General features: G+C 67.2%; 22 protein-coding genes. 11 read left to right on the forward strand and 11 right to left on the reverse strand.

Going from position 1 to position 19,877, the window contains the following annotated elements:
• Positions 1-27: 27 nt before the first annotated feature.
• The 4 genes from NJQ98_RS01720 to NJQ98_RS01735 form a co-directional block, all read right to left on the reverse strand.
• Positions 28-948: a hypothetical protein gene (locus NJQ98_RS01720; RefSeq protein WP_262175031.1), complete on the reverse strand. Its 921-nt coding sequence runs from the start codon at positions 946-948 to the stop codon at positions 28-30.
• 45 nt (positions 949-993) lie between these two features.
• Positions 994-1,785, reverse strand: a complete 792-nt coding sequence (locus NJQ98_RS01725; protein WP_262175035.1) for a hypothetical protein — start codon at positions 1,783-1,785, stop codon at positions 994-996.
• A 257-nt stretch (positions 1,786-2,042) separates the two neighbouring features.
• A complete protein-coding gene (locus tag NJQ98_RS01730) occupies positions 2,043-2,606 on the reverse strand; it encodes a hypothetical protein (RefSeq protein WP_262175038.1) in 564 nt (187 codons plus the stop codon).
• A gap of 5 nt (positions 2,607-2,611) precedes the next feature.
• A complete protein-coding gene (locus tag NJQ98_RS01735; protein ID WP_262175039.1) occupies positions 2,612-3,289 on the reverse strand; it encodes a hypothetical protein in 678 nt (225 codons plus the stop codon).
• A 357-nt stretch (positions 3,290-3,646) separates the two neighbouring features.
• Between NJQ98_RS01735 and NJQ98_RS01740 the strand changes: the two genes are divergently transcribed.
• From NJQ98_RS01740 to NJQ98_RS01760, 5 genes are all read left to right on the forward strand, one after another.
• Entirely contained in the window at positions 3,647-3,796 is a 150-nt protein-coding gene (locus NJQ98_RS01740) for a hypothetical protein (protein WP_262175041.1), read from the forward strand.
• Positions 3,797-3,951: 155 nt separating this feature from the next.
• Complete coding sequence (locus tag NJQ98_RS01745) at positions 3,952-4,560, forward strand: DUF7344 domain-containing protein (protein ID WP_262175045.1); 609 nt, start codon at positions 3,952-3,954, stop codon at positions 4,558-4,560.
• Positions 4,553-5,020: a DUF1616 domain-containing protein gene (locus NJQ98_RS01750; protein WP_262175048.1), complete on the forward strand. Its 468-nt coding sequence runs from the start codon at positions 4,553-4,555 to the stop codon at positions 5,018-5,020. Before NJQ98_RS01745 ends, NJQ98_RS01750 begins: the two co-directional genes overlap by 8 nt.
• 53 nt (positions 5,021-5,073) lie before the next feature.
• Complete coding sequence (locus NJQ98_RS01755) at positions 5,074-5,397, forward strand: thioredoxin family protein (RefSeq protein ID WP_262175050.1); 324 nt, start codon at positions 5,074-5,076, stop codon at positions 5,395-5,397.
• Positions 5,398-5,461: 64 nt separating this feature from the next.
• The gene (locus tag NJQ98_RS01760) at positions 5,462-6,232 is read left to right on the forward strand and encodes a DUF7847 domain-containing protein (RefSeq protein WP_262175051.1); all 771 of its coding nucleotides are present in this window, start codon (positions 5,462-5,464) and stop codon (positions 6,230-6,232) included.
• Here NJQ98_RS01760 and NJQ98_RS01765 read toward each other — a convergent pair.
• The 3 genes from NJQ98_RS01765 to NJQ98_RS01775 form a co-directional block, all read right to left on the reverse strand.
• Positions 6,229-6,357 carry a universal stress protein gene (locus NJQ98_RS01765; protein WP_262175055.1) on the reverse strand — a complete coding sequence of 43 codons (129 nt, stop codon included), beginning with the start codon at positions 6,355-6,357 and terminating at the stop codon, positions 6,229-6,231. The two genes, NJQ98_RS01760 and NJQ98_RS01765, sit on opposite strands and share 4 nt — an antisense overlap.
• A 208-nt stretch (positions 6,358-6,565) precedes the next feature.
• On the reverse strand, positions 6,566-7,201 hold the full coding sequence (locus tag NJQ98_RS01770) for a DsbA family oxidoreductase (protein WP_262175058.1): 636 nt from the start codon (positions 7,199-7,201) through the stop codon (positions 6,566-6,568).
• Positions 7,202-7,276: 75 nt separating this feature from the next.
• Entirely contained in the window at positions 7,277-7,996 is a 720-nt protein-coding gene (locus tag NJQ98_RS01775; protein ID WP_262175061.1) for a hypothetical protein, read from the reverse strand.
• A 158-nt stretch (positions 7,997-8,154) separates the two neighbouring features.
• Here NJQ98_RS01775 and NJQ98_RS01780 point away from each other — a divergent pair, with 158 nt between their 5' ends.
• Together NJQ98_RS01780 and NJQ98_RS01785 are read left to right on the forward strand one after the other, a co-directional pair.
• Positions 8,155-8,610, forward strand: a complete 456-nt coding sequence (locus NJQ98_RS01780) for a ferritin-like domain-containing protein (RefSeq protein WP_262175063.1) — start codon at positions 8,155-8,157, stop codon at positions 8,608-8,610.
• Between the two features lie 71 nt (positions 8,611-8,681).
• Complete coding sequence (locus tag NJQ98_RS01785) at positions 8,682-8,927, forward strand: DUF8593 domain-containing protein (RefSeq protein ID WP_262175066.1); 246 nt, start codon at positions 8,682-8,684, stop codon at positions 8,925-8,927.
• Between the two features lie 18 nt (positions 8,928-8,945).
• On the opposite strand, the gene thiD is transcribed toward NJQ98_RS01785, so the two are convergent.
• The gene (gene thiD, locus NJQ98_RS01790; protein WP_262175068.1) at positions 8,946-10,283 is read right to left on the reverse strand and encodes a bifunctional hydroxymethylpyrimidine kinase/phosphomethylpyrimidine kinase; all 1,338 of its coding nucleotides are present in this window, start codon (positions 10,281-10,283) and stop codon (positions 8,946-8,948) included.
• A 175-nt stretch (positions 10,284-10,458) separates the two neighbouring features.
• Between thiD and NJQ98_RS01795 the strand changes: the two genes are divergently transcribed.
• On the forward strand, positions 10,459-10,623 hold the full coding sequence (locus NJQ98_RS01795; RefSeq protein WP_262175070.1) for a DUF7331 family protein: 165 nt from the start codon (positions 10,459-10,461) through the stop codon (positions 10,621-10,623).
• A gap of 99 nt (positions 10,624-10,722) precedes the next feature.
• Here the strand turns inward: NJQ98_RS01795 and NJQ98_RS01800 are convergent, their stop codons facing one another.
• Entirely contained in the window at positions 10,723-11,742 is a 1,020-nt protein-coding gene (locus NJQ98_RS01800; RefSeq protein ID WP_262175072.1) for an AIR synthase family protein, read from the reverse strand.
• Between the two features lie 233 nt (positions 11,743-11,975).
• Positions 11,976-14,039: a CARDB domain-containing protein gene (locus tag NJQ98_RS01805; RefSeq protein WP_262175075.1), complete on the reverse strand. Its 2,064-nt coding sequence runs from the start codon at positions 14,037-14,039 to the stop codon at positions 11,976-11,978.
• 123 nt (positions 14,040-14,162) lie between these two features.
• On the opposite strand from NJQ98_RS01805, the gene mutS reads away from it, so the two are divergent.
• Positions 14,163-16,853 carry a DNA mismatch repair protein MutS gene (gene mutS, locus NJQ98_RS01810; RefSeq protein WP_262175078.1) on the forward strand — a complete coding sequence of 897 codons (2,691 nt, stop codon included), beginning with the start codon at positions 14,163-14,165 and terminating at the stop codon, positions 16,851-16,853.
• Positions 16,854-17,209: 356 nt separating this feature from the next.
• Complete coding sequence (locus NJQ98_RS01815) at positions 17,210-18,478, forward strand: ABC transporter substrate-binding protein (protein ID WP_262175080.1); 1,269 nt, start codon at positions 17,210-17,212, stop codon at positions 18,476-18,478.
• 211 nt (positions 18,479-18,689) lie between these two features.
• On the opposite strand, the gene NJQ98_RS01820 is transcribed toward NJQ98_RS01815, so the two are convergent.
• The gene (locus tag NJQ98_RS01820; protein WP_262175084.1) at positions 18,690-19,184 is read right to left on the reverse strand and encodes a hypothetical protein; all 495 of its coding nucleotides are present in this window, start codon (positions 19,182-19,184) and stop codon (positions 18,690-18,692) included.
• A 116-nt stretch (positions 19,185-19,300) separates the two neighbouring features.
• Here NJQ98_RS01820 and NJQ98_RS01825 point away from each other — a divergent pair, with 116 nt between their 5' ends.
• On the forward strand, positions 19,301-19,843 hold the full coding sequence (locus tag NJQ98_RS01825) for a ribbon-helix-helix protein, CopG family (protein ID WP_262175086.1): 543 nt from the start codon (positions 19,301-19,303) through the stop codon (positions 19,841-19,843).
• Positions 19,844-19,877: the final 34 nt, after the last annotated feature.

Consider the following 19,877-nt stretch of genomic DNA (forward strand, 5'->3'; position numbering starts at 1 on the left):
GAACTCCCTACTTGCCGGTTCGAGTGGCTATGGCGGACCGAGCCACTCAGACTCTACGACGACCAGCACGTACGACGCGATGAACCCGAGCGCGTAGCCAAGCAAGTGGGTATACAGATTCAGGACCCGACCGCCGACCACGGGATCGACCGGGAACGTCGCCAGCGGGAGCATCAGAAAGAGGCCAAGCCCCACGACGGCAAGCTCGAAGTGGCCCGCGCGGTCGGCGGCCGTCCGCAGCCGCTCACGCCAGTCCCCCCGCTCGCCGGTCGCTGACAGCGCGTACAGCGCCAGCACGAGCGCGAGCGCGGCCAGCAGTCCGACCAGCGTCGCCGTGATGACGTGGCCGACCGCGACGGTCCGGCCCCGATACGGGACGGTCACGCCGTAGGTCGCCACTGCCCCGAGCGTCAGCAGCGTTATCAGCGTCAGCCCGACGAAAAAGAGCAGCGGCGCGGTCGTCCGCCGGCGCCCGATATCGAACTGACGCTCGGCGTGGGTCGCCAGCGCCAGGGGCAGATAGCCATACAGGGCGAGCAACACGCCCGAGAACCCGGCGCTGCCGCCGGTGCGGACGATAGCCAGGTTCAGATACGACAACAGGGGCGGGCAGGCGACCAGTAGCGAGACGAACGCCACGCGAAACCGCCGGCGCTCCCCGTTGGCCACACTCAGCAGGTAGGCGACGGGGACCACGAGCGCGTACCCCGCCAGATTCACCGCCAGGTGTCCCGGACCGACGTGGACGAACGCTGAGACCGTCGCCGTGTAGAGCGTCGGGTCCGCGTACTCGAAGACGAGCGACCGGCGGACCGACAGCGGCAGCATCGCGGCCGCCAGCAACGCGGCCGGGACCGCGAGCACGAGCAGCAGGTCCGCCGCCGTCGCCGGCGTGCGAAGCGACTCGAACGGGCCCTCCGTCGCGTCCGTTCCCCCGACGCGGTCCATTCCTACGGTATCGACGGGCGCCCGCCGGTTTCATAGTTCCGGCAGTTACGCGAACAACCGGTAGCCGACGAGCGCCGAGAGCAACACGGCGAGCCCGCCGCCGATACCGAGCAGCGACCCGAGGCCGAGGCCGCCGAGCTCGACCGGTCCGCCGTCCGCGTCGCCGCCCGCCGTGTCCGGCGGCGACGATTCAGTCGGCGACTCGGTCGACGGCTCCGACGGCGTCGGGGGCGGCGTTTCGGCCTCGTCGGGCGTCGGTGGCGTCCCCACTGGGGTCCGGACCGTCTCGATCTCCTCGGTCGGGGTGGGTGTCGAGGTCGGCGGAACGTAGCCGTCGTCGTCATCGTCCTCGGCCACTTCGGCGTTCACGCTGAAGGTCTCGGCCTGCTCGACGTCGTGCTCCCCGCGGGTGTCAACTAGTAGCCCGACGGTGACGGTCTCGCTCGGCCCGAGGGTGACGCTGTTTGCCTCCCCTTCGAGCGAGTCACTGCTGTCGTCGCCGCGGTAGAAGCGCACGTCCTCGGCGTCGTCGGTCAACCAGACTATCGCTTCCTGGTCGCCGGTGTAGGTCATCGTGAAGACGCGGGGTATCGGGGTGGCGGCGTTCGAGCTGATGCCCTCGCCTTCCGTGGCTGGATTCGCGCCCGTCAGGAGTAGTTCGAGTTCATCGTCCTCACCGAGAACTGCGTAGTTTCCGTTCGGGCCGTCGGCGGGCCGGAGCTCGATGTCCCCGCTCACGTCGTCGGTGCCCGTCAGGTCAAAGGGCGCCGCACCGGTCGGGACGAGCACCGCGGCTGTGGCGAGGACGGCGACGAGGAGGAGCCCTTTGCGGGACATACAAACCGAATCTGACCCTACATATTCATGCCACGCAATTAGTATTTGAGTGTTTGAATCCGGTTCAAACGGTATTGTAACAGTCTCTCTCTCGGAAAATCCCGGCGCGGGGTCAAGACCGCCGGGGTGAGTGGTCTGTGGGGTCAGGACAGACTGGCTAGGGGTTCAGGTGTCGCCCTCTCGGGCGAAGCCCACCGGCGGAATCGAACCGCCGAGATGCCGGCGTGGGCTGAGAGCGTGAATTTTCAGCTCCCGTACTAGCTTCCAGTCACGATAGCATTGATCACGAGCGAAATGTCGTACTCATCTTCCCGTACTGGGACATCTTGGGTGTCTATTTCCAACCCACAATTCAGCTGTTCCCCGACTTCAATAGCTTCGGATGGACTATCTTCAGTGAGGAGATCTCCGGTATCAACGTCATATATCGTGACTTCCGGCAATCCGCTTGTTGTCTCTTGCGTGCTGTACACCTCGACCGGCTGCGTCCCTTGGTTGGTGATTGAGAACAACCCACTCTCATCGTGAGCAGCGTCGTCTCCGAACTGATAGACCGAATCCGTTCCGAGACCTTCCGGGTCTGTTCCACCGTAGTCATCATCGTCAGGACCCGGAATATCGAATCCAACCGTGTTGCCGTCTTCATATGACCGCCGGCCCTCTCCTCGTTCTTCTAGTTTGAGGAACGCTTCGTCATCGGCGGCGACCGAAACTGAGACCGACCGGCCAGCGCTAACGCTCGTGAACGCACCCGTGCCTATGGCAAACACACTGCCCGAGGCCAGACTTCCAAAGCCGGCAATCAGGGTGCGTCGATTCATTGAGATTACCCCTGATTAATTGAGGAGAAGTCTTCGTAATCGGCGACAGCGTTGATGGTTATTGGGGTGCTGATAGAGGCGGTATCGTCCGTTCCGCCGTTGATGTACAGACCAAAGGCGAAGCTCTCACCGGGCTCAAGGATGTAACTCTGGTAATTGTAACCCTTCAGATCGTCTTCGGGGAAATTGCCGTTGACCTGATTACCTCGGCCGCTCAGACTGATTTCATCACTAATCTGGGCTGCATTATTCGGTTCCCCAGTCCCGTAATTGCTATCCGTTTCCTCCGGGGTCGTGGGACGATCAGACGCTTGCGGGTCGACGAAGAGATCCCCATCACTCACGCTGTTCGCGTACACGAAGACATTCTGCGTCCCCTGATTTTCGACATCGAAGAGATCGAGTATTCGGGTAATCCCGTCTTGATTGACACCGCTGGCGTCTTCATTGTAATTATTGGAACTGCTCAACTGAATATTGACCTGACCGCCACCCGTTTGCACGTAGTCGGAATTTTCTCCACCTTCACTGGTATTCAACGCCAAGAACGCGTTGGCGTCACTAGCCGTGTTAACTGACACTGTCCGGTTCGCGCTCACACTCGTGAACGCGCCGGTACCCATTGCAGCGGCCGAGCCGGCCGCGAGCGATCCTGCGCCGATGAGGAACTTGCGTCGGTTCATAGTTGTCTCAGCGCACGCCTTTCCACCCCCACTTCCATCCGGGTGGATCGGACGCGCTACCAGAGGCCAGACACCCTACCCGCATTGTAGTATTCTCTTTGATACATCTGAATAGTACGTTTGAACGGCAGTATGCGGTCTCTGCGTTTCCCACTGCTGGCGGGCCCAGCCGGTATAGCGTCCTTTGAACGGGCACTCGATAGCCACTGCGTGGTCTACCATGGTGATGAAATACGGGCAGAAGGGACGGTCTACGCCCCAAAAATACCGTTCTACGACGTTCAAACGGCCTTTGGCGGGTGTTCACAGTCCGAGATACAAAGCACAATACTACCTACATGAACGGTTGTAAGACTGATGTCCAGCCACGACTCCCCCGGCACGACTCCGATCGAAAAGCATCTCGAGACCGCCCTCGAAATGGCGGACGACGACAAGGCGAAGTACCACCTCCGTGAGGCGTATCAAAAATGCGTCACGCTGAGCGAGCTATCGGACCACTCGTAACGGAACTCCGACCAGACATATCAACATCACTGCCGGCATTTTTCAACTCCCACTGCTCTCAAATTCCATCTCCGGACTGCCCCACGAAAAAATTTATACCATCTCTCACATTACATGTCAAGTGACCGGAGTTGGGATCCGGGGTGGGATACGGTATGAGCAAAGCCATATCGGGGACGGGGGAGACCCCAGAGTCGGCCGGAGTACAGAGTGGTCAGGACAGAAGCGAGCTCTCGCGTGACGACGCGTTCGAGATGCTGAGCAACCGCCGGCGGCGGTTCATCCTGCACTACCTGCAGGACGAGGACGCGGCCGCGACGCTCTCGGATCTCGCCGAGCAGGTCGCCGCCTGGGAAAACGAGACGGACATCGCGAGCATCTCCGCCAGCGAGCGAAAGACTGTCTACACGTCCCTCCAGCAGTTTCACCTGCCCAAGATGGACGAGACGGGCATCGTCGAGTTCGACCAGCGGGCCGGCGAGGTTCACATTACCGACGCCGCTCAGGACCTCGACATCTATCTGGAGGTCGTCGATGAGTACGACATCCCGTGGAGCTTCTACTACATCGGCTTTAGCGCCATCGGAACGATTCTCGTGACGCTGTCGTGGCTCGATATCGGGCCCTTCGCCGCGATACCGTACATCGGATGGACGGTGTTCCTGCTCGCGGCGCTGCTGGTTTCCTCGATGTCTCACTACGTCCTCACGCGCCGGAACCGACTGGGAACAGGCGAATCCCCGCCGGAGGTGAGCGATGCGTAGCGGTGCCTTCCTCCTGTGTGCGCTCGTGGTCACCGTCGGCATCGCCGTCGGTAGCGGCGGGTTCACGTCAGCACAGGCCGACCGGGGTGTGACTGTCGAGGTCGTCGGCGACGGAGACGCCTACATGGCGCTCGATTACCCCAACGAGACGGTCGAGCGCGACGGCGTTGTCAACGAGACAATGTCGCTCCAGTTCGTCACTGTCACGAACCAGTTCCCCGAGAACGTCACGCTCACTGTCAACTACACCGTCCAAGGGGAGCCGGGCCTCTCGACCAGCGACGACAACGAGACGACGCTCAACGTCGGCGAGTCGACCGACGTGTCCGCCCCGGTGACGTGTCCCTCCGCGGGCGACTACGACGTCTCGGTTGAGTTCGGTGCCACGGCCGATGGGCCCGGAATCTACGCCGAGACGAGTGACGACCGGACCGTCGAGTACGAGGTCAGCTGCGAGTAACCGCCGGTCCTGACCGGCCAGGGGGTTTTGACGCTCAACCGCGTAGGCCGTATATGACGACCGAGACCACGGTATCTATCGACTCCCGCGAGCAACTTGACGCCCTGCTCGTCGACCACGAGCGGGTGCTGGTGATGGTCCGGACCGCCGGCTGTACCATCTGCAAGTCGATGGCGCCGATTCTGGACGGCGTCGCCCGGTCGACCGACGCAACCGTCGTCGAGTTCAACCCCCGCGAGGACCTCGACGCGGTCGCCGATTTCGCCGTCCGCAGCGTCCCCACCTTCCTGCTGTTCGTCGACGGCAACCTGGTCGACCGGCGGGCGGACGGCTTCGTCCCGACCGACGACCTCGCCGCGTTCGCCGACGGCGCGTAGTCCGTGCGCCAAACCCACACGGCTAGACAAACCTTTTCATCGAGTTCTCTGTAGGTGACAAGTGATGTCCCTCCAAATCGGTCAGGCCCTCCGTTCGGGCCTCGATTCCCTCCTCAGTCGCACCGGTGCGATACTGCTTGCCGCGTACATCGCCCTGATGGCCGGATTGCTGCCGCTCAGCAACACCATGGTCGTCCGTCTCTACGAACAGGCCGGGCTCACCGAGGCCGGCGAGGCGATACCGCTGGTCCTCGACGTCCCGCTGTCGGTCGCCGCCGGGGGTTACCTCCTCGGGTCACTCGCCGGCGCGTACCTCTCTGTCGTCGCCACCCGGACGTTCGTCACCGGCGACGGCGGCCAGTTCCCGTCCGGCGCGTTCACCCGGAACGTCCCTCTCGCCCTGGTGAACGTCATCGTCGGCGGGCTCGTCTACAGCCTGCTCATCGGTCTGGGGACGATTGCGCTGGTCGTCCCCGGCATCATCGCCTACGTCGCCTTCCTGTTCATGCTGCCCTACATCGCCGTCGAGGACCGGAACTTCGTCGCCGCGCTCCGGGCGAGCTACCGCCTCAGCAAGGGGAACTGGATTATGCTGTTCGTCCTCGTCGTCATCGCCGTCTCCGCCGCCGGCTTGCTCGGCGGCGTCGGTGGACTCGTTTCGAGCCTGCTCCTCCCGCCGGTCGTCGGCCAATTGGTCATCGCGGTCGTCACCGCTCCCGGCTCGTTGTTCTCGCTGGCCGTCATCGCCGCCGCGTTCGAACAGCTGCGTGACGCCGAACGCGACGGGCCAGTCGGTTCGGCCCCGACCGGCGAAACGCCCTCGACGCCCGCTTAGTCCGCTGTCAGCCGGACGGTGACGATTGGCACCGGCGACCGGCGGACGACCTTCTCCGCGATGCTGCCCATGAGGTAGTGGTCCAGCCCGGTCCGACCGTGGGTCCCCATCACGACCATGTCCATCCCCTCGCCGACGTAGTCGAGGATGGGTGTCTTGGGGACGACCCTGTCTCGGCGGGCACCGCGTCGGCCAGCCCCGCGACCGTCGTCTCGACGGCGTGGTCGCCACGGTCGGACAGTCGATACGCACTCACTTCGACACGTGGAGCCGCCGCTACGTGGAGATGCGCGTCGACGCACGAACCGGCCGTCGAGGCCGGTAGAACCCGTTTCAGACGCCGTCGACCAGCCGTTCGAGCTGTGCCGGCGGCACCGCCCCGCGGGCGGCGTGGCCGTCGTAGGCGAACGTCGGAACGCCGGTGACGCCCTGTTGCTGGGCCCGCTGGAACTGCTCGTGGACCGCCTGGCGGTGCGTCTCGTCGGCGAGTAGCTCACCGACGCGCTCGGAGTCGATGCCGACCGAGTCGGCGATGTCGGCCAGCACGTCGGCGTCCCCGATGTCGCGCCCGTCCCGCCAGAGCGCGTCGAGCACCGCCTCGTCGAAGGCCAGCCACGTCTCGTAGTCCTCGCTCTGTTTGAGCGCGTAGGAGACGATTTGCGCGGGCAGCGAGTCGATGTCCGTCGCCATGTCGAGGTCCATCTCCACGTCGTACTTCGCCTGCAGCCGGCGCACGCCCTCCTTGGCCTCCTCGAAGTACTCCTCGTCTTTCCCGGTGTCGACGCTGTGGTCGATGGTGCCGTCCGCGCGGCGCTGTCCGCTCCGGAGGTCGAACGGGCGCCAGTCTATCTCCAGTGGCTCCTCGCGCGTCTCCTGATACTGCTCTAGCGACGCCCGGCCGAGATAGCAGAACGGGCAGACGTAGTCCGAGTACACGGTTATCCGCTGGTTCGCTTGTTGTTCACTCATGGTTCCACTGTACCCGCCCGACCGGCAAGAACGGGCGTCGGTCGTGCGCGTGCAATGCACAGCCGCTCCGGCCCGTCACGCGTCCCGCAGGTGGCCGGCGACGGCGTCGAGGTGGGCCAGTCCGACGACCGCCACCACTTCGTCTGTCCCGCCGAGCGCCGCCAGCCGGTCGGCCATGTACCGCTCGCGGGCCGCCCGGCGGACGGCGGCCGCGGGCGGCGCGGCGAAGGTCCGCAGCATCGACCGGGCGGTGTCGGCCCGCCGACGCTCCTCCTCGGCCTGTCGCGCCGGGTCGTCCGTCCGGCCGGTGTCGTACGTGGTCGGCGGGTCGACGGCGAGCTGTACCGACGTCAGCGCCATCACGGCGGCCGCCGCCCGCCGTTTGACGGCCCGTGCCGTGACCGACCGGAGCCCTGCGGCCACCTTGCGGACGGTGTCTGCGCTGGCCCGCTCCGCGTACAGTTCGGCGGCGAGATAGCGCAGAAAGCCCGCCGAGGGGCCGTCGATACCCACGACGCGGTCGGTGTCGGCGGCCTGGACGGCGGCGCTCATCTCCCCGCCCAGCGTCGGTGGCGTCCGTTCGTCCGCCGCCTGGCGGACGGCGAGCGGCACCGCGAGCGGGGGCAGTTCGAGCGCGACCGCGTCGGGGTCGACCCCCTCGACCACGCTCCGGACTCGATAGACGCTCGCGGGATGGTCGTGGAGGACGCCGACGAGGACGACGCCGCCGACGCGTTCGATGTGTGCCTCGCCGAGCCGCGGGTCGGCCGCCGTCCGCTCGGACCGGGAGTTCACTGTTACCCGACACAGGGGGGAAGGGACGGATTACCCTTTCGGATAGTATTGCTTACCCAACAATACAGCGCCGCCGGTGCGTGCCGCACCGCGATACGTCGGCCTTACCGACGTGTTGGTGTCCGTATAAGTTTACGTGCGAGACGGCAAGCGCGTGTATGGCGAACGACCGCGTCATCGAACTGCTGCGGAAGGCGTACAGCGACGAGATAGAGACCGTGATGAACTACCAGACGAACGCCATCGTCCTCGACGGCGTCCGCGCCGAGGAGATAAAAGAGAGCCTCCAGACCGACATCCAGGAGGAACTGGGCCACGCCGAGCTGCTGGGCCAGCGGCTGAAACAACTGGGCGCCCAGCCGCCGGGGTCGGCGGAGTTCGTCGCCCGGCAGGACTCGCTACAGCCCCCGGAGGAGTCGACCGACGTCATCTCGGTCATCGAGGGCGTCCTCGACGCCGAGGAGGACGCCATCGGGACCTATCGGGACCTCATCGACGCGGCCGAGGACAACGACGACCCCGTCACAGAGGACATCGCCGTGACCATCCTCTCCGACGAGGAGGCCCACCGGACGGAGTTCCAGGGCTTCCGCAAGGAGTACCGCAGCGACTAGCGTGAGTAAGCCCGGCCTGGACCCGATTGCCGCAGCATAACAATAGCGCCGTCGGCCCGAGAGCCACTGCGATGGCACAAACCCAACTCACCGAAGCGGACGAGGGGAAGAAGGTAGTTAACCACGACGGGGACGAGATAGGCGTCATCTCGGGCTTTCGGGGCGGACAGGCCTACGTCGACCCGGATTCCGGCATGACGGACAAGATAATGTCCTCGCTGGGGTGGAACGAGGTCGACGACGACGACTACGCGCTCAACCCCGACCAGGTCGCCGAAGTAACTGACGACGAGGTCCGCCTCACATCCGAGCTGTAACGTAACGGCCGGTCGGACTTATTCGACCGCCGCCAGTATCGTCTCGACCCGCTCTGTCACCGTCGCCGCGCCGTCGGCGAGCACCAGCACCCGCCCCTCGACGCCGACCGCGCCGGGGTCGACGACGGCGACCGGCGAGCCGTCGACGCCCGCCAGCGCCGCCTCGACCCGCGCTTCGGGCGCGGCGTCCGGCTCGCGCTCGCCGGCGGCCACCGACGCGACGGGGCCGTCGAGCCCGTCCAGTGCGGCCTCGTCGTCGGGCAGCCGGCAGGTGACCGCGAACCGGCGGGCGGGGTCGCGCTCCCGCACTGCCAACAGGCTCCGGGCCAGCTCCGGCTCCGCGCCGAATCGGACGCCGTGGTTCGGCCGCGGGCCGGCCATCGTCAGCGTGATGCGCCCGTCGACTGCGGCGACCTCGTCGGGCCGCTCGGCGTGGGGGGTCGCGCCCGCGACGGCCATCCCCGACTGGGGGACCAGCGGGGCCAGTTTGTTCCCGGTCAGGGCCGCGACGACGCTCTCTACGGCCTCGCTCGTCGGCTCGCGGGTGGCGTCGTCCCGGAGCTCGACCGCGTGGTGGACCGCGCCGGGCCCCTCGCCCACGTCGAGGTTGTACCGCACTGCCCGCGAGAGGAGGTCGATGCCGCCGGCGACCGCCGTCTGCAGCCCGTCGCCGTGGGCCAGCCGGGTCGCGACGGCCGCCGAGAGCGTACAGCCCGAGCCGTGGGTCGCGTCGGTGTCGACCCGGTCGTGGCGGAGTTCGGTCGCCGCCCCGTCGGTCACCAGCACGTCCACCACCTCGTCGCCGGGGACGTGGCCTCCTTTGACGAGGGCGGCGTCGGCGCCCATCTCGACGAGGTCCCGCCCCGCCGCGGCCGCGCTGTCGGGGTCCGTTATCTCCCGCCCGGTCAGGACCTCGGCCTCGTCGGCGTTGGGCGTGACGAGCGCCGACTCAGCGACCAGCGCCTCGTAGGCGTCCTCGGCCTCGGCGGCCAGGAGCCGGTCGCCCGACGCCGCGACCATCACCGGGTCGACGACCAGATTCGGGAGGTCGGCCGCCCGCTCGGCCACCAGGTCGATGACCTCGCCCGTCGCGAGCATCCCGGTCTTGACGGCGGCCACGCCGAAGTCGTCAAGCACGGCGTCCATCTGGGCCGCGATGTCGTCGGTCGGCAGGAGATGGCTCCCCTGGACGCCCGTGGTGTTCTGTGCGGTGACGCTCGTGACGGCGCTGGTGCCGAAGGCCCCGCCGGCCTCGATGGTCTTCAGGTCGGCCTGGATACCGGCCCCGCCGCCCGAGTCGCTCCCCGCGATGGTGAGGACGACCGGCGGCGTCACCGGTGACTCCGTCCGTTGCATAAGCGGGGGCTCGCCCGGCGGCCCCAAAGGGATGCCGACTCCCGCGTCCCGCCGCTGGAGCCGGCTTCGCCCGCAGACACCGGCGACACCCGACCCGTCCTAGTATGCTAATAATACTACATACGACACCCGGACAAGGCTTATATGGTAGAACTCCCCATGCAACACCTACACAATGGCATCGGCCCCAAGCAACACGCAGCAAGCAGACGAGCAGTACGGCGCTTTCACGACCGGCGACGGCGATGTCGTCGTCTACGACACGGACAACCCCGAGGCGTGGCTCCAGTCCGACTACGCCGTCGAGGTAGGGCCCGCATCAGAGCGGACAAGCGCCTAGTTCTTCCCCCGCTCGCCGCCGCGATTCGAACTGACAGAGGCGTCACTCGCGTCCGAGCCGGCGCGGGGCTGACGGCCCGCCCGGACGCGCGGTCGCGCCCTACTCCAGCTTTCCGAGATACTCCTCGAAGGTCCCCCAGAAGGGGTCCACGCCGGGGTGAGCCGTGGGCTCGCCGTCGACGACCAGCCCGGAGCCCTCGACGACATCCCCCGCGTCGGCCGCCGGAATCCCCTCCGATTCGAGCGCGGCGAGGACGTCGTCGACGCCCTCGGGCTCGACCGCCGCGAGCAGCGTCCCCTCGCTGATGGATATCCACGGGTCGATGTCGAAGAACTCACAGGCCGCCCGGACACCGGGCTGGACCGGTACCCGGTCGGTCTCCAGTTCGATACCGACGCCGGCCGCCCGCGCCATCTCGTAGAGCCCGCCGTAGATACCGCACTCGGTCGCGTCGTGCATCGCCGTCACCGGTCCCGCGGCGGCCGCCGTCAGGGCGTCCCTGACGGGGCTCATGTCGTAGAAGCGGTCGGTCGCGTCGGCGACGGTCGCGGCGTCCAGCTGTTCGGCCATGAGCGACTCGAACTGGATAGACAGCAGCCCCGTCGCCTCGATAGCCGGCCCCTTCGTGACGACGATGCGGTCACCGACGCTCGCGCCGTCGGGGCGAACGAGGTCGTCGAACTCGCCCACGGAGACCGCCGTCGCGCCGCCGACCATCGGGTAGTTACAGCCGGCGTACCGCCCGGTGTGGCCGGTGACGACCGACACGCCCAGCTCGCGGGCCTCCTCGTCGAAGGTCTCCCACACCGTCCGGAACTCCTCGTTCGTTATCTCCGGGGGGAGGTTGAAGTCGACGGACAGATGCGTCGGCGGGAGGCCGGAGACGGCCACGTCGCTCATCAGGATGTGGAAGGCGAACCAGGCGGCCCGCTCGAACCCCAGCGACGGCATCAGGAAGACCGGGTCGCTGGCCATCGCGACGGCCCGCTCGCCGATGTCGATAACGCCGAAGTCGACGCCGTGCTGTGGGCCGAGCGTCACGTCGTCGCGGTTCGCCCCCAGGCTCGGGTAGATGTACTCGTCGAAGAAGTCGCGGTCGACCTTGCCGAGTTCGGGCATACTCGGTGGTATTCTTCCGTGGTACAAAGCCGTGACTATGGCGCCCGCTCGCACCAGAAATTACTACAAGCTAACACTTTTTCCGTGTCCACGCGCTAGCGTGTACGCAGATGCCAACCCACGACTTCCCGGAGCGAGACGACGAGGAAGAGCGTGCGCCCGCCCCCGAGCGCATCATCGACCGAATCATCAACGGCCGTCTGGCGTAGTGAGGTCCCGACGGCTCTCGCTTTTTATCGCCGTCGCGCCAGCAGCGCCAGCACGGCCGCCAGCGCGGCGACTGGAGCGGTAAAGCCCGGTCCGCTCCCCCCGCTCGTTCCCGCCGGTCCATCGGTCGGTGTGGTGACGGTCACTGTCACCGGGGTCGCCGACCCCGCGCCGACCCGCCGCTCCCCGGCCGTCGGCAGCTCGATATCGGCCGACAGCTCGGTCGTCGCCCCCGGCGCCAGGGCGACCGCCCGCTCGGCGACCGGCTCGCCGTCCCGCGTGAACGTGACGGTGCCGTTCGCGGGGACCGCCGCGTCGTTTCGCACCGTCGCCGTGACCCGGACGCTCTCGCCCGCCCGCACCCGTTCGCTGTCCACGCGCACGCCGCTGACCGTCGGCTCGGCCGGCTCCTCGACGACGACCGTGGTTGTCTCCCCGCCCACGCCCAGCGTGTACTCGCCGGGCCGGTCGAACGTGTGCGAGAGCGGGACCGTCCGTTCGCCCCCCGCGTCCAACTGGCCCGACGCCGACGCGACGGCGCGCCCGTCGACGGTCAGCGTGGCGTTGTACGCGCCCGCCTCGCCGCCGGTGTTCTCGACGACCGCGTCGACCGTCAGCCGCTCGCCGGTCGCCAGCCGGACCGGCGTCGACAGGGTGTCGTTCCGGTAGGGACCGCTCGCCCGGTAGCCGTCCGCCCCCGACGGGAGCCCGTAGCGCATCTGTGCCGGCACCGTTCCGAACAGCCGCGAGTGGGTCCGCTGGTTCCACATCGAGAGCGGCTCGCTGGTCTCGGATAGCTCGGCGGCCGTCGCCCGGGGCTCGGCCCCGCCCGCGGCCTCGACGGCCTCGAGGAACGCCGTCTGTGTCACCGGTTGCTGACCCTCGTTCAGTTCGCGCATCACCCGCTGGAGCGTCGCGGACTGGTTCGTCCCCTCCCGCAGCGCCAGGTCGAGCCGTCCCGCCGCCAGCGCGCCCTTGACGTAGTTGGCGTTGGCCGCCCACGTCGACGGCGACGAGAGCACCACGTCGTCGTAGGTCGAGCGCTCGCCGCGGGCGAGTTCGCGCTCGAACGCCTCGAAGTCGATACGCCCCTGTTCGAGCGTCAGCCCGGCGGCGTAGTACTGGGCGGTCGCCTCGGTGAGCCACCGCGTCTCGCTCGTCGTCCGGAACGCCTGCCGCGTGTGGACGTACTCGTGGAGCCAGACGTTGGCCGGCTCGCCCAGCCGCTCGAAGTCCCGAACCCAGAACTCGGCGTCGCCCGTGGCCAGCCCCCGCACCCCCCACTCGACCCGGTCGGTCGGCGCCGCGAACCCGACGACCGTCTCGTCGCGGTTGCCGACCTGCAGGGACCGCGAGGCGTTGGTCAGGGAGTCCAGGATGGACTCGGGGGACTCGCTCAGCTCCGCCGCCTCTGGGACGACCAGCCGGAACGTCTGTCCGTTCTGTGTCCGCTCGACGGTCCGAACGTCGCCGAGGAACACGATGCGGTCGCCCGTCGCCCCGGGCCCGTCCGTTCGCGCCCGGCGGTCCACGCCCGGCTGGGACCCGGAGTAACTGTACCGGCTGGACGTCCGGAACTGCCGGATAAGCGCCCACTCGCCGGTGTCGGCAAAGAGGTACTGGCCGCCGGCCGCCTCGGGCCCGGTCTTGCTGGTCGTCTCGTTGGGATTGTATCGGAGCGTGATACTCGGTCGCGCCGTCGACTCGTCCCAGTCGTAGGTCGTGTCGTTGACCCGGTCGAACCCGTCGGTGTCGGTGACGGTCCCGTCGTCGACGAGGAACGTCCGCAGCGACCCGACCCGGTCGGGGAGCTCGTAGGTAATCGTCACCCGCACCGACCCCGGCCGGTCGGGCGTCAGCGCGTAGCTGCCGGTCCGGACGATGTCGCCGTCGACCCCCGTCGCGTTGGCCGCCGCAAGCGAGCCACCCGTCGTCGGCGCGGCCGATTCGGACAGGGCTGTCTGCCCGGCCGGCTCGGCGGCCGACGCGGTCGAGACGGCCGCCCCGCCGGCGACGGCGCTCCCGGCCATCGATACGACGAGAAGCAGTGTCCACGCTCCGGCGACCCACCCGCGCTCGGTCCTGCGCATTACGCACGGCTTACCGGTCGCGCGTAATATACCTGATTGCCGAGATCCGCTGGCGACAGCCGTCCGGTCTGCGCCCGTCCGGCACCCGCAATCCTTACGCCGGGCAGACTCACACGGACGGGTATGACAGAGGCGACGGGCATCGTCGGTGAGTTCCTCTCGCTCAAGGAGGAGACCGACGCCGATATTCTCGCGATGCAGTGTGGTGATTTCTACGAGTTCTTCGCCGACGACGCCGAGCTGGTGGCCGACGAGCTGGACCTGAAGGTGAGCCAGAAGTCCTCCCACGGCTCGAAGTACCCGATGGCCGGCGTCCCCGTGGACGACCTGACTCCCTACGTCTCCGCGCTGGTCGAGCGGGGCTACCGCGTCGCGGTGGCCGACCAGCACGAGACGGCCGACGGCCACGCCCGGGAGATAACGCGCGTGGTGACGCCGGGCACCCACCTGGCGACCGGCGACGACAGCGCCCAGCACCTCGCGGCGGTGGTCCGCCACGACGGCGGCCGGGGCGCCGACGGGGACACCTACGGGCTCGCGGTCGCCGACGTGACGACGGGCCGCTTTCAGGTCACCCAGCTCGACGACGCCGACGCGGGCGCGGCCCTGACCGAGCTGTACACGTTCTCGCCGGCGGAGGTGTTGCCGGGCCCCGACCTGCGAAACGACGACGGCTTCCTGGCGGCCTTAGACGAGCGCTCCGAGGCCGCCGTCTCCCTGCACGCCACGGAGTCGTTCGAGCCGGGCCGGGCGCGCCACCGGGTGCGCGAGCAGTTCGGCGCCGAGACGCTCGCCAGTGTGGGCATCGACGGCTCGGACGCGGCCATCGCGGCCGCGGGCGCCGTCCTCTCGTACGTCGAGGAGACCGGCGTCGGGACGCTGGCCGCGGTGACTCGCCTGCGGGCCTACGGCGCCCGCGACCACGTCTCGCTGGACGCGACCACGCAGCGCAACCTCGAACTCACGGAGACGATGCAGGGCGACTCGGCGGGGTCGCTGTTCGACACGGTGGACCACACCGTCACCGCCGCCGGGGGGCGGTTGCTGAAACGGTGGCTCCAGCGCCCCCGGCGCGAGCGGGGCGAGCTCGTCCGCCGGCAAGCCGCCGTCGCGGCGCTGACCCGGGAAGCGATGGCCCGCGAGGCCATCCGGGAGACGCTCGCCGACGGCTACGACCTCGAACGGCTCGCGGCCCGGGCGACCTCGGGCAGCGCCGACGCCCGGGACCTCCGGGCGATAGAGGACACGCTCGGCCTGCTCGCCGAGGTGGCCGACGCCGTCGCCGAGACCGAGCGCCTGGCCGACTCGCCCCTCTCGGACGTGCTCGCGGGCCCCGACCGCGCGGCCGCCGCCGACCTCGCCGCCGAGCTCGACGCCGCCCTGGTCGCGGAGCCGCCCGGAACCGTCACGCAGGGCGGGCTCTTCGTCCGGGGGTACGACGACGACCTCGACGCGCTCATCGAGGAACACGAGGCGGCCCTGGAGTGGCTTGAGACCCTGCCCGACCGCGAGAAGGAACGGACCGGCATCACCCACCTCTCGGTCGACCGCAACAAGACGGACGGCTACTACATCCAGGTCGGCAAGAGCGAGACGGACCAGGTCCCCGACGCCTACGAGGAGATAAAGACGCTCAAGAACTCCAAGCGCTACACCATCCCCGAGCTCGACGAGCGCGAGCGGGACGTGCTTCGCCTGGAGGAACGGCGCCACGAGATGGAGGCGGAGCTGTTCGAGCAGTTACGCGGGCGGGTCGCCGACCGCGCGGCGCTGTTGCAGGACGTGGGCCGGGCGCTGGCCGAGGTCGACACGCTGGCGTCGCTCGCGGTCCACGCCGTCGAGAACGACTGGACGCGGCCCGAGCTGACCGACGACGGGCGCCTCGACATCGAGGCCGGCCGCCACCCCGTCGTCGAGCAGACCACCGAGTTCGTCCCGAACGACCTCGACATGCGGCCCGGCGAGCGGGACTTCCTCGTCGTCACCGGGCCGAACATGAGCGGGAAGTCCACCTACATGCGCCAGGCCGCGCTCGTCACGCTGCTCGCCCAGACCGGAAGTTTCGTCCCCGCGCGAGCGGCGACGGTCGGGCTGGTCGACGGCATCTACACCCGCGTGGGCGCGCTGGACGAACTCGCCCAGGGCCGGTCGACGTTCATGGTCGAGATGCAGGAGCTCTCGAACATCCTGCATTCGGCGACCGAGGACTCCCTGATAATTCTGGACGAGGTCGGCCGGGGCACCGCGACGTTCGACGGTATCTCCATCGCCTGGGCGGCCACGGAGTACATCGCGACCACCGTCCGGGCGAAGACGCTCTTTGCGACACACTACCACGAGCTCACCTCCCTGGGCGAGTCGCTCCCGACCGTCCAGAACGTCCACGTCGCGGCCGACGAGACCGACGGCGACGTGACGTTCATGCGCACCGTCAGGGACGGGCCGACGAACCGCTCCTACGGCGTCCACGTCGCCGACCTGGCGGGCGTCCCCGAGCCGGTCGTCGACCGCTCCCGGGAGGTGCTCGACCGGCTGCGGAAGGACAAGGCCATCGAGGTCAGGGGCGGCGAGAGCGACGACGGGGGCACGACCCAGGCCGTCTTCGACCTCTCCTCGGGGCAGTTCGATGAAGGCGCCCGACAAGTCGACGGGAGCTCCGACGCGGCGACTACGGACGAGACCGTTACCGAGACAATCGATGCGGAGACCGAAGCCGTCCTCGAAGAGCTACGGGACATCGACGTTAACGAGACGCCCCCTGTCGAGTTGCTGTCGAAAGTCCAGCAGTGGCAGACCGAACTTAACGAAGAGTGAGGTGTCCGTACCGTCTCTACTCCGCCAGTATCGCTCAATTCTTCCACGATTCGGTGACCGCTTTCACATTGAGCTGTCTCTCATTCCGTGATACGACGAACTCCCCGAACGCACCCCATTGAATTTTCTCCCGTGCCGGCGTGAGTGGATTGTACTATATCGAGGCCATCGGTGAGACGCAGGTCGAACGGGTCAGCGCTGACTGTTGTAATTCTGTTTATGTGAGTTCAGCGACCCTAATGTCACAATTTTTAATGCACATGTCTCCTATCGTGAGTATATATGGTAATTAGTTGCAAGCGTAGCCGTTCCGGCGAAGAGCGAGCCAATCGACTCCCGCGAGGAGCGCTGACGCGATGACGGGTGACGACGACTCGGGCGTCTCCCGCCGTCGCGTCCTCCAGGGTGCTGGCGTCGCCGCGGTCGCCGGACTGGCCGGCTGCGGGGGCGGTGATTCGGAGGCCAACAGCATCGAACTGCTCCACGCGTGGTCCGACGGTGACGGCAACGCGGCCATCGGGGCACTCATCGAGGGGTTCCAGGAGGCCCACCCCGACATCGAGTTCGCCGAGGAGCCGGTCAACGGCGCCGCTCGTTCGAACCTCGACCAGGTTATCCAGAACCGCCTCCAGTCCAACGACCCCCCGAGCACGTTCCAGACCTGGCCGGGCCGGACCCTGGAGAAGTTCGGCGACGCCTACGAGGACATCGAGGGCGACGTCTGGAACGACGACCTGAAGAACAACTATCTGTCCGGACCCAAGGAACAGGCCCAGCTCGACGGCACCTACGTCACGGTGCCGATTAACATCCACCGCATCAACAACCTGTTCTACAATCAAGCAATCGTAGACGAGGCCGGCGTCGACCCCGAGTCGTTCTCCGGGCCCAGCGACCTGGTCGACGCCTGTGCCACCATCGACCAGGAAACAGACGCCGTCCCATTCGCACACCAGACCAGCGGCGTGTGGTCGACGACCCAGCTCTGGGAGACCAACCTGCTGGCCGAGGGCGGCTTCGAGGGGTACGAGGCGTTCATCAACGGTAACGGCAACCGCTCTGACGTCACGGCCGCCCTCGAAACCATCGTCGAACTCACGGAGTACTACCCCGGGGACGCCTCCGCCATCAGCTTCACGGAGGCCAACACGATGGTGATGGAAGGCAACGCTGCGTTCATAACCCAGGGTGACTGGGTCGGCGGCGCCTACAGCAACAACGACGAGTTCAACTACGGCGAGCAGTGGGGGCAGGTCACCTACCCCGGGACGGAGGGGAGCTACCACCTGAACATGGACTCGTTCCCGTACATGGCGAACAACCCATCGCCGGAGGCGACCAAGACCTTCCTCAGCTACTGCGGAACCGCGGAGGCACAGATACTGTTCAACGAGAAGAAGGGGTCGATTCCGCCGCGAAGCGACGCCGACGTCTCCAGTCTCAACCAGTTCCAGCAGGACCAGTACGAGGACTTCACCAACGCCGACAACCAGCCCCCGTCCATCGAACACGGGCTGGGCGTCACTCCCGGTGTCAAGACGAACATCAGCGACGCGTTCAGCGGCTTCCTCGAGAACTACGACGTCGACGCGACCGCCGACGCGCTCCTCGACGCGTTCAACTAACCCGTCCGCCAGCGCTGCTGATAGGGGTGTCCGCATACGGCGCCATCCCTGGACGCCCTCCTGTCGTAGACTGATTACCCGGGGCTGGGCGCGCTCGATTTCAACTCCCTCGCCCTCGAAAACTGGACGGGACTGTCAGCCGTCACTGGCCGGATATCTACGGCGGCTCCTGTCGCGAAACGGCGGTTACCGCACAGGCCTCCGACCGGCACTAGTCGTCGGCCGCCGAGACCGTCTTCTGGGCGGGGCCGTCGCCGGTGACCGCGTCCGTCGCGGTGTTGACAACGTAGTAGCCGGCGAGGCTGGCCGCTGCGGGGAGCGAGAGCGACTCCGTGGCGGCCGCGTCGTCCCCCGGACGGACGCCGGGGTGGCGGGTGACGCTGATGCCCTTGGAGAGCAACTCCTCGTGGGAGAGCGAGGTGAGGCGGCGCTCCCGGCACGCCGCCGTCAGGATGCCGGACTCGGGCAGGGTGGTCGTGACGACGTAGCCGTGGAAGACCTGGTCGTCCGTGATAACCGCTCTGACCGCGACCTCGTGTGTCCCCGTCTCGCCGACGGCGGTGAGCACTAGCTCCGGCATCGAGGGGAACTGGTGGGTCACGTCGGGCAGGGTCGGATACGTGATATCGAGATTCCACTCGGCCGGGATGTGTCCGATTACGTCGAGGAGGGTACGCTCGTTGGTAGTTGGTGTGTTGTCTGTCATAGGTACGCTGCGGCCTGCGGCGCTGTACTACCCACCGAGCGAGCGGCGAACCTAAGGATTTCGAAGTCGGGACCGCCTCGCACATACTATAAGTCCGCCCGGCCGTGAGGGGTAGTATGCCCGGCGACCGTGTCACTGTCTCCCTCGATGACGACGCAAAGAGCGCGCTCGAGGACCTGGCCGAACAGACCGACGACAGCCGAAGCGAGATGATTCGGGAGGCGATTACGTTCTACGCGGCGAACTTCGACTCCGCGCAGACGAGCGACAGTGACCGGCTGCACACCTACTACGAGATGCTCTCGACCGGCGAACACGTGCTCCTGGACGTGGACCTGCTGCACGTGTTCCTGAGCCTGGTGGACGACCCCGACGACCGGGACGAGGCGTTCCTCGGGATGATAGACCAGGTCGCCGAGTACCACGCCCAGGAGTACGCAGAGCGGTTCGACTCGCTGGAGGAGGTCCTCGACTGGCTCTCGCTGTGCGGGTTCCTGACCGTCCGGAGGGCCGAGGCGGGGCGGTACCACGTCGTCTTCCCGTCCGAATCACTGCGGTGGTTCATGGTCCGGTTCATCCGTGGGAGCGTCACCGACCTGCCGTTCGACGTCACGGTCGAAGAGAGCGTCTCGAAGGTACTGTTTACCGAATCGAGCTGACCTTTCTACTCTCTGACGCGCATCTGTGTCGAAA

Origin of the sequence: Haloarcula laminariae, from assembly GCF_025457605.1 — an archaeon.
In the GTDB taxonomy this organism is placed as follows: Archaea; Halobacteriota; Halobacteria; order Halobacteriales; family Haloarculaceae; genus Haloarcula; species Haloarcula laminariae.

Excerpts from the sequence above, each read along its gene's own strand:
- NJQ98_RS01720 (WP_262175031.1), bottom strand. The coding sequence starts at position 948 with ATGGACCGCGTCGGGGGAACGGACGCGACGGAGGGCCCGTTCGAGTCG.
- NJQ98_RS01725 (WP_262175035.1), bottom strand. The coding sequence starts at position 1,785 with ATGTCCCGCAAAGGGCTCCTCCTCGTCGCCGTCCTCGCCACAGCCGCG.
- NJQ98_RS01730 (WP_262175038.1), bottom strand. The coding sequence starts at position 2,606 with ATGAATCGACGCACCCTGATTGCCGGCTTTGGAAGTCTGGCCTCGGGC.
- NJQ98_RS01735 (WP_262175039.1), bottom strand. The coding sequence starts at position 3,289 with ATGAACCGACGCAAGTTCCTCATCGGCGCAGGATCGCTCGCGGCCGGC.
- NJQ98_RS01740 (WP_262175041.1), top strand. The coding sequence starts at position 3,647 with ATGTCCAGCCACGACTCCCCCGGCACGACTCCGATCGAAAAGCATCTC.
- NJQ98_RS01745 (WP_262175045.1), top strand. The coding sequence starts at position 3,952 with ATGAGCAAAGCCATATCGGGGACGGGGGAGACCCCAGAGTCGGCCGGA.
- NJQ98_RS01750 (WP_262175048.1), top strand. The coding sequence starts at position 4,553 with ATGCGTAGCGGTGCCTTCCTCCTGTGTGCGCTCGTGGTCACCGTCGGC.
- NJQ98_RS01755 (WP_262175050.1), top strand. The coding sequence starts at position 5,074 with ATGACGACCGAGACCACGGTATCTATCGACTCCCGCGAGCAACTTGAC.
- NJQ98_RS01760 (WP_262175051.1), top strand. The coding sequence starts at position 5,462 with ATGTCCCTCCAAATCGGTCAGGCCCTCCGTTCGGGCCTCGATTCCCTC.
- NJQ98_RS01765 (WP_262175055.1), bottom strand. The coding sequence starts at position 6,357 with ATGGACATGGTCGTGATGGGGACCCACGGTCGGACCGGGCTGGACCAC.
- NJQ98_RS01770 (WP_262175058.1), bottom strand. The coding sequence starts at position 7,201 with ATGAGTGAACAACAAGCGAACCAGCGGATAACCGTGTACTCGGACTAC.
- NJQ98_RS01780 (WP_262175063.1), top strand. The coding sequence starts at position 8,155 with ATGGCGAACGACCGCGTCATCGAACTGCTGCGGAAGGCGTACAGCGAC.
- NJQ98_RS01785 (WP_262175066.1), top strand. The coding sequence starts at position 8,682 with ATGGCACAAACCCAACTCACCGAAGCGGACGAGGGGAAGAAGGTAGTT.
- thiD (WP_262175068.1), bottom strand. The coding sequence starts at position 10,283 with ATGCAACGGACGGAGTCACCGGTGACGCCGCCGGTCGTCCTCACCATC.
- NJQ98_RS01795 (WP_262175070.1), top strand. The coding sequence starts at position 10,459 with ATGGCATCGGCCCCAAGCAACACGCAGCAAGCAGACGAGCAGTACGGC.
- NJQ98_RS01800 (WP_262175072.1), bottom strand. The coding sequence starts at position 11,742 with ATGCCCGAACTCGGCAAGGTCGACCGCGACTTCTTCGACGAGTACATC.
- NJQ98_RS01805 (WP_262175075.1), bottom strand. The coding sequence starts at position 14,039 with ATGCGCAGGACCGAGCGCGGGTGGGTCGCCGGAGCGTGGACACTGCTT.
- mutS (WP_262175078.1), top strand. The coding sequence starts at position 14,163 with ATGACAGAGGCGACGGGCATCGTCGGTGAGTTCCTCTCGCTCAAGGAG.
- NJQ98_RS01815 (WP_262175080.1), top strand. The coding sequence starts at position 17,210 with ATGACGGGTGACGACGACTCGGGCGTCTCCCGCCGTCGCGTCCTCCAG.
- NJQ98_RS01820 (WP_262175084.1), bottom strand. The coding sequence starts at position 19,184 with ATGACAGACAACACACCAACTACCAACGAGCGTACCCTCCTCGACGTA.
- NJQ98_RS01825 (WP_262175086.1), top strand. The coding sequence starts at position 19,301 with ATGCCCGGCGACCGTGTCACTGTCTCCCTCGATGACGACGCAAAGAGC.